This window comes from Thalassospira sp. UBA848 (genome assembly GCF_002295455.1).
In the GTDB taxonomy this organism is placed as follows: Bacteria; Pseudomonadota; Alphaproteobacteria; order Rhodospirillales; family Thalassospiraceae; genus Thalassospira.
The window spans coordinates 1-7,810 of the sequence record NZ_DBGS01000037.1; the positions used below are offsets into that span (position 1 = coordinate 1).

General features: G+C 56.2%; 6 protein-coding genes and 1 pseudogene. All 7 read left to right on the forward strand.

The genetic code is table 11. The features are described from left to right. A partial coding sequence (locus tag B2R48_RS04540; protein WP_296998330.1) for an energy transducer TonB occupies window positions 1–654 on the forward strand: 654 nt, incomplete at its 5' end. A 39-nt stretch (window positions 655–693) separates the two neighbouring features. After that, on the forward strand, window positions 694–2,064 hold the full coding sequence (gene tolB / locus B2R48_RS04545) for a Tol-Pal system beta propeller repeat protein TolB (protein WP_062957718.1): 1,371 nt from the start codon (window positions 694–696) through the stop codon (window positions 2,062–2,064). Between the two features lie 129 nt (window positions 2,065–2,193). Continuing rightward, window positions 2,194–2,688, forward strand: coding sequence for a peptidoglycan-associated lipoprotein Pal (pal, locus tag B2R48_RS04550; RefSeq protein WP_062957719.1), 495 nt, complete (start codon window positions 2,194–2,196; stop codon window positions 2,686–2,688). A 153-nt stretch (window positions 2,689–2,841) separates the two neighbouring features. Continuing rightward, window positions 2,842–3,900: a tol-pal system protein YbgF gene (gene ybgF, locus B2R48_RS04555; protein ID WP_296998334.1), complete on the forward strand. Its 1,059-nt coding sequence runs from the start codon at window positions 2,842–2,844 to the stop codon at window positions 3,898–3,900. Window positions 3,901–3,909: 9 nt separating this feature from the next. Continuing rightward, window positions 3,910–5,364, forward strand: a complete 1,455-nt coding sequence (tilS, locus tag B2R48_RS04560) for a tRNA lysidine(34) synthetase TilS (RefSeq protein ID WP_296998335.1) — start codon at window positions 3,910–3,912, stop codon at window positions 5,362–5,364. Window positions 5,365–5,449: 85 nt separating this feature from the next. Next, window positions 5,450–7,393, forward strand: a complete 1,944-nt coding sequence (gene ftsH / locus B2R48_RS04565) for an ATP-dependent zinc metalloprotease FtsH (RefSeq protein ID WP_296998337.1) — start codon at window positions 5,450–5,452, stop codon at window positions 7,391–7,393. 13 nt (window positions 7,394–7,406) lie between these two features. Continuing rightward, window positions 7,407–7,810 (forward strand): annotated as a pseudogene (locus B2R48_RS04570) (dihydropteroate synthase); the annotation flags it as partial.

Sequence of the window (7,810 nt, forward strand, 5' to 3'; positions counted from 1 at the left end):
CCTGAGCCAAAACCGGAACCCGTTCCCGAGCCGAAGCCCGAACCTGCGCCGAAACCCGAACCGGTTCCAACGCCTGAGGTCAAAAAAGAGCCGGAGCCAGAACCGCAGCCAACAGAACTTGCCGCCGTAAAACCGACAAGCAAGCCGACACCGCCCAAGCCGGAACCGGTCAAAAAACCGGAGCCGAAAAAGGAAGAGCCGAAGAAACGCGACCTGATGAGCGTTCTTAAGGATGTCAGCAAGCTTAAGGAAACATCGGAGGCGACATCTGAACCGCAGCCTGACGAGGCGCCGCAGGAAAATGCCAGCGAGGTTGTGGCAACGCGGCTTGATGCCAATCTGACCATGAGCGAGCTTGATGCCGTGAAACGTCAGATTGAAAAATGCTGGAGCCCGCCGGCAGGTGCCAAGGAAGCAGGCAACTTTGCAGTGGAAATTCATGTCAGCGCAAACCCGGACGGAACCGTCCGTCAGGCGCGGATTAGCAACCGCAGCGACATCCAGGGCGATACTTCCCGCCGTACGATTGCGGAAAGCGCGCTTCGAGCAGTGCTAAATCCGCAATGCAGTCCTCTAAAACTGCCGCTGGATAAATACGAAATGTGGCGCACATTCACGTTCAATTTTGACATGCGTGAAATGCTGGGCCTTTAAGGATAAACTCCTGATACGCATGGAAAAGAGTGAGGCAGGATGACGATCAAGACCAACGCAATAAAACGATTTTGGGTAACACGCAGTGTCGCGGCACTGTGCGCCCTTGCCGTTGTCGCTGGCCTGAATGTCGGGTTCATGTCGCCAGCACAGGCGGAACTCCGGATTGATATTACCCGGGGTGAACTGAAACCGATGCCAATTGCCGTCACCCGCTTTCCGGGCGAAGGCGTTGCCGAAACCGAGATCGGTCAGAACCTGACACAGGTTATCGCCGCCGATCTTGAACGTTCGGGGCTGTTTTCACCAATCGATGAAAAGGCATTCATTCAAAGTGCCGCGTCATTGGCGGTAAACCCGAACTTTGCAGAATGGCGCGCGATCAATGCCCAGGCGTTGGTCAATGGCCGTGTCGTGACCGAACCAAACGGTCTCCTGCGGGTTGAGTTCCGTCTTTGGGATGTCTTGGCCGAAACCCAGATGTCGGGTGTGGCCTATCGTACGCAGCCCAACAACTGGCGTCGTATCGCGCACAAGATCGCCGATGAGATTTATAAGCGTATCACCGGTGAAACCGGCTATTTCGATACGCGCGTTGTGTATGTTTCTGAAAGTGGTCCGGCAGATAACCGGACCAAACGTCTGGCCATCATGGACCAGGATGGTGCCAATCACCGCTTCCTGTCCGATGGCCGGTTCCTTGTGCTGAACCCGCGCTTCTCGCCGACAGCACAGGAAGTGGTTTACATGTCGTATTTCAACGACAAGCCGCGCGTCTATGTTTTGGATATTGATAGTGGCGAACTGGAACTGCTGGGTGATTTTCCGGGGATGACGTTTGCGCCCCGATTCGCGCCAGACGGGAACTCGGTTGTGATGTCACAAGCGCTTGACGGGAACAGTGAGATTTATGGACTGGACCTGCGCACGCGTGAAAAGCGTCAGCTGACGCGTCATCCGGCCGTGGATACGTCGCCTTCCTATTCGCCTGACGGTTCGCGCATTGCGTTCAACTCCGACCGCAGTGGGGCACAACAACTTTATGTGATGAATGCGGATGGTAGCGGCGCACAACGGATCAGTTTCGGTGGCGGGCGTTATGCCACACCGGTCTGGTCGCCGCGCGGTGACCTGATTGCATTCACCAAATCTGAAGGAGGTCGTTATTATATCGGCGTCATGCGGCCAGACGGCAGTGGAGAAAGGCTGCTGGCCGAAGGGTACCTCGTAGAGGGACCAACATGGGCGCCGAACGGTCGAGTTTTGATGTACTACCGCCAGCACCCGTCCAGGGACGGGACCAAGGATCGCTATCGCTTGTATTCGATTGATCTTACCGGTTATAACGAACGAGAGATCGTTACACCGGCGGATGGGTCGGATCCAGCATGGTCACCCTTGATTCCCTGATATCTCAAGAGTATAGTCATCGCGAAGCACTGAATGCGATTCGCTTTAATCGCGGGCATTTTCGGTGTCGCGAGACATGGAAAACACCAACCTCGGGCGAATGCGTCCGGTGTTAAGGGGAAAACTTAAATGAAACTTCGTATTCTCAGCGTTTTTGCTGCTGCCGCACTTCTGGCTGCATGTGAAACTGCACCTGATAGCACGGCGACCACTGGTGGCGACGGTGCAAGCACTTCTTCTAGCGCGTCGACCACGACCTCTCTGTCTGAAGACAGCCCAGAGTGGTTCGCTGTCAATGTTGGTGACCGCGTCTTCTTTGGCTTCGACAAATACGATCTTGCCGGTGAAGCACGTCGCACCCTGGAACTGCAGGCTGCTTGGCTGAAGAAATATCCGCAGTACAAAGTTGTTGTTGAAGGTCATGCCGACGAGCGCGGCACCCGTGAATACAACCTTGCACTCGGCGAACGCCGCGCAAACTCGGTCAAAGATTACCTGATCGCACTGGGCATTGACCCGTCGCGCATCGAAACGATTTCTTACGGCAAAGAGCGCCCGGTTGCTCTTGGCCATGACGAAGAAAGCTGGGCGAAAAACCGCCGCGCTGTTTCGGTTATCCGTTAAGCGCGTGCAGGTGAAAGCCTGACTTGACGATCAAGGCGCCTGTCCCGCTCGGGGCAGGCGCCTTATTTTTGCCGCCTGAAAATGTTTGAAAGTCACGACATGAGTTTTCATAGTGGACTTTCAAAGACTGAATTGACGACAAAGGACCCGCAAATGATCCGTGTTCGATCCGCCATTTCGCCAAGAAGCCGGCCCCAAAGCCGCAACGTCATCATGGCCCTGGCCATTGGCGCTGTATTTGGCATGACATCACTCGGGTCTCAGCCGGTTCATGCACAAGACGCCAATATGTCGCGCCAGGTCGAGCAACTGCGCAAGGACCTCGATCTGTTGCAGCGCTATGTCTATCGTGAAGGCACCGGTGATGCCGCACAGGCCGCTGCGTCGTCATCTGGTGGCGGGGCCTCAACACCGGCGGCTGCACGCCAGCAAGTCCAGATCAGTGATCTGGAACGCACCACCAGCCAACTGACCGGACAGCTCGAACAGTTCGACTTCCGCATTCGCAAGATGGAAGACCGTCTGGAACGTCTGGTTGCCGATATTGATTTCCGCCTCAGCCAGCTTGAAGGCGGTGTGGTTTCGACAAATGGCACGAACGCCGAAGGTACAGCGGCCCCACAGGCAACGGGCACTGCTGCACAAGGCACCAATGCAGCCCCGACTTCCGGTCAGGGCGGGGCAGGTAGTGGTGAAACGCTAAATGATCGTGGCACCAAACTGTTTGGCGTGATCGAAAACGAAGGTCAGCCGCCGCAAATTCCAAGCGGGACGGCAGCCTCCAATAGCGCGGCACCGACCCAAAGTGCGGCGGCAACCGCCAGCACCCCCGAAGAACAATACCGCGAGGCCTTTGGTCTTTTGCGTAAACAGGATTTCCAGGCCGCCGAACAGGCACTTGGCAACTTCGTGGAAAACCATCCCAACGATCCGTTGGCTGGCAACGCGCAATATTGGCTGGGTGAAACCTATTATGTGCGTGGTCAGTATGAAAATGCCGCCATCGCCTTTACCGAAGGGTTCCAGACCTATCCCGACAGCACCAAGGCACCGGACAATCTTCTGAAGCTCGGCATGTCGCTGGCAAATCTTGGCAAGAACGAAGATGCCTGCACGGCCTTCAGTCACCTGATCGACAATTTCCCGAACGCATCGAATGTTGTTCTGGATCGTGCCCGTCAGGAAAGCAACAACCGCGGTTGTCCGCAGTAATTCAGTCCAATGATCGGCAACGTTACGTCATCATATGATCGGAATACGGCGTCCAGTGGAACTCCACTGGACGCCGTTGTCTTTAATGAGTTGATGGTGTCCTTTGCGCCGTTTGAAGCCAATCCGCAACTCCTTGTCGGGGTTTCCGGCGGGGCAGACAGCATGGCGCTTGCCCTTTTGGCCCATGACTGGTGTCAGGCGCGAGGTGGGCGTGTGGTTGCTGTTACCGTTGATCACGGTCTGCGCAAGGCGGCCGCGGACGAGGCGCGCTGGGTCGCAAACGAACTTGCCCGATACGGCATTGAACACATCACCAGGGTCTGGCAGGGCCCAAAACCGACCGGGGCGGTACAGGAAAAGGCCCGACAGGCCCGCTACCGGATTTTTGACGACCTGATGCGCGACACCGGCATTTTCCATCTGCTGATTGCCCATCACGCCAATGATCAACGCGAAACCATTGCCATGCGTCAGGAACGCGGGGCAACGCCACTTGGTCAGGCCGGGATGTCCACCCGTCGCTATTTGCGCAATGGGCGTCTTCTGCGGCCACTGCTTGGCATTCCCAAAACGGATCTGATCGCAACCCTGATCAAACGGGGACAGCCATGGATAGAAGACCCGTCCAATATCGATAACACCTATGAGCGCGTGCGTGTGCGCAAGGTGCTTGGAACCAGGCCAGCCTCTGATTTCGAAACAGGGCAACGTACCGCCATCCGTCTTGCCGAAGAACAGCAGATTGGTCGTATGTTGGCCGCTGCCGTCACCCTGCATTCCAATGGTGTGGCAATCATTGACCCGAAGGTACTCCTTGCTGCCAGTGGCGTTGCCGATACGGCAATTCACGCGCTGGGGCAGGTGGTGCGAACAATTGGCGGGGCAGCTTACATGCCAGCGCGCGACAAGCTGCACGGGGCGATGGACCGCCTTGCCAAGGACAATACTGCGCGCATCAGTTTGGGCGGTTGTGTGTTGCATGGCCGCAAAGGCATGATTTGCGTCTATCGCGAATTTGGACGCATGGCACAGGACGCAATGGCGCTGGATACAGAATCGTGCCCCAAATCTGTGCGTGTGCGCTTTGATAATCGCTTTGAATGGCAGGCCGATGCAGCGGCTTTGTCGGCGCAAACCGGGCTTTGGATCGGGCCGCTTGGTCTTTGTGATGTGTTTCACACGAAGTCTTTTCGCAGTGCATTGCGTGAAATTGCACCATTTATTGGTAATTTACCGCGCGCAGCCCTTGCATCCATGCCTGCACTCTACGATAAAGAAGGCTTGTTATCCGTTGGCGGGCTTGAGGTTTCGGAGCTTTCCGACGTACTATCCGCCGCCGGTTGCGAACGGCCTCTGGGCAGGGGCCAGATCGCATCAGGTGGCAGTTGGCAGTTTGCGCCGCAAGTACCTTTGTGGGAAAGTGGTTTCAAATCGTCACCGAAACCCGACAACCTACTTGCGTAAGCGGGGCTTATGACTATTTGTTTGTCAGACCCTGCGCAGGAAGTTTTGCGTCACGGCACACACAAATTGCGACCAGTAGCTTGGAATGAATATGGGAAAAAATCTCGCACTGTGGGTTATTATCGCCATCCTTTTGGTGGCGCTGTTTAACCTGTTTCAGTCGCCCTCCGGACGGTCCAGTCAGTCGTCGCTGGCATTTTCGGACTTCCTGGCCGAAGTGGATTCAGGCCAGATTTCCGAAGTCACCATCCAGGGCAACAACCTGACTGCAGAAACGCGCGACGGTCGCTCTGTTAATGTTTACACCCCGGATTATCCGAACCTCGTTGAAAAGCTGAATGACAAGGGCGTGCGCATCATCGCACAGCCTGAACAAAGCCTGTCTCCGTTGATGAGCGCTTTGATCAGCTGGTTCCCGATGCTTCTGATCATCGGTGTCTGGATCTTCTTCATGCGTCAAATGCAGGGCGGTGGCGGCAAGGCCATGGGCTTTGGCAAGTCCAAGGCCAAGATGCTGACCGAGAAGTCCGGCCGCGTGACCTTTGAAGACGTTGCCGGTATTGAAGAAGCCAAAGGCGAGCTTGAAGAAGTCGTCGACTTCCTGCGCGATCCGCAGAAGTTCCAGCGCCTTGGCGGTAAAATCCCCAAAGGCATGCTGCTTGTCGGTCCTCCGGGGACTGGTAAAACGCTTCTGGCGCGTGCGATTGCTGGCGAAGCAAACGTTCCGTTCTTCACCATTTCGGGTTCTGACTTCGTTGAAATGTTCGTTGGTGTCGGTGCATCGCGTGTGCGTGACATGTTCGAACAGGGCAAAAAGAACGCACCTTGCATCATCTTCATCGATGAAATCGACGCTGTGGGCCGCCATCGTGGTGCCGGTCTTGGCGGCGGTAACGATGAACGCGAACAAACGCTCAACCAGCTCCTTGTCGAGATGGATGGTTTCGAAGCCAACGAAGGCGTGATCCTGGTGGCTGCAACCAACCGTCCGGACGTTCTGGACCCGGCATTGCTGCGTCCCGGTCGTTTTGACCGTCAGGTCGTCGTGCCGAACCCGGATCTGGAAGGCCGTGAACGCATTCTGGGTGTCCATGCGCGTAAAGTTCCGCTGGGCCCGGATGTTGAACTGCGCACCGTTGCACGTGGTACCCCGGGCTTCTCGGGTGCTGATCTTGCAAACCTTGTCAACGAGGCAGCTTTGCTTGCAGCCCGTCTTGGCAAGCGCGTTGTCACCATGGCCGATTTCGAAAACGCCAAGGATAAAGTCATGATGGGGGCTGAACGTCGCTCCATGATCATGACCGATGACGAGAAGAAGCTGACCGCCTATCACGAAGGTGGCCACGCACTGGTTGCACTTCATACGCCTGCATCCGATCCGATCCACAAGGCCACCATCATCCCGCGCGGTCGCGCTCTGGGTATGGTGATGCGTCTGCCGGAACGTGATCAGGTGTCCAAGTCCTATGAACAGCTGATCTCCGACCTTGCGGTTGCCATGGGTGGCCGCGTTGCCGAGGAAATCATCTTTGGCAAGGACAAGGTCACCACGGGGGCATCTTCGGACATCAACATGGTGACGCAATATGCGCGCAAGATGGTGACCGAGTGGGGCTTCTCCGACAAATTGGGTAACGTCAAATATGTTGATAACCAGGAAGAAGTCTTCCTTGGTCACAGCGTTGCCCAGCACAAAAACGTTTCGGAAAAAACCGCGCAACTCATTGACGAGGAAGTCCGTCGTTACTCTGACGAGGCTTATGAATTCGCCAAGCGCGTTCTGACCGAACATCTTGATGACCTGCACAAACTTGCCAAAGGTCTTCTGGAATATGAAACCCTGTCGGGTAGTGAAATCGACGCGTTGCTGCGCGGCGAGGAAATCAACCGTCCGGGCCATTCTTCCGGTGGCGGCAAGGATGCCGGTGGCGGACGCCGTTCGACGGTGCCCAGCTCCGGTGGTGCACGCAAAGACAACCCTGGTGACGGCGGCGGGGACCTTTCCCCGGAACCGCAACCGGGAAGCTAACAGAAAGAGACTGATGGACGAGATCAAACGATCGGTCCTGCGAAGCCCCGCCGATGTGCGGGGCTTTGCCGATTTTGAAGGACCGCTTTACTACGCACCGACCGGTTTCATCGACCATGCTGATGATCCCAATACCTTGCCACTCGCCGGATCACGCCGGGGCTTTTCCGCGCTTGAAATCATCCGTCGTCGCGAAGGCGGCGGTGCTGAAAGCATGATCCTGCCATTGCTTGCCCTTGAAGGCTGGGTTCAGAACAGCGGCCGTGTGGATGAAATCAATGCTGTACTTGATCGGCTGATGGCCAAGCGCCCGGATTATGCCGGACTTGATATGGCATCCTGCCATGTGATGGGCATTATCAATGTCACGCCTGACAGTTTTTCTGATGGTGGCGACTACAATACGACCGAACAGTC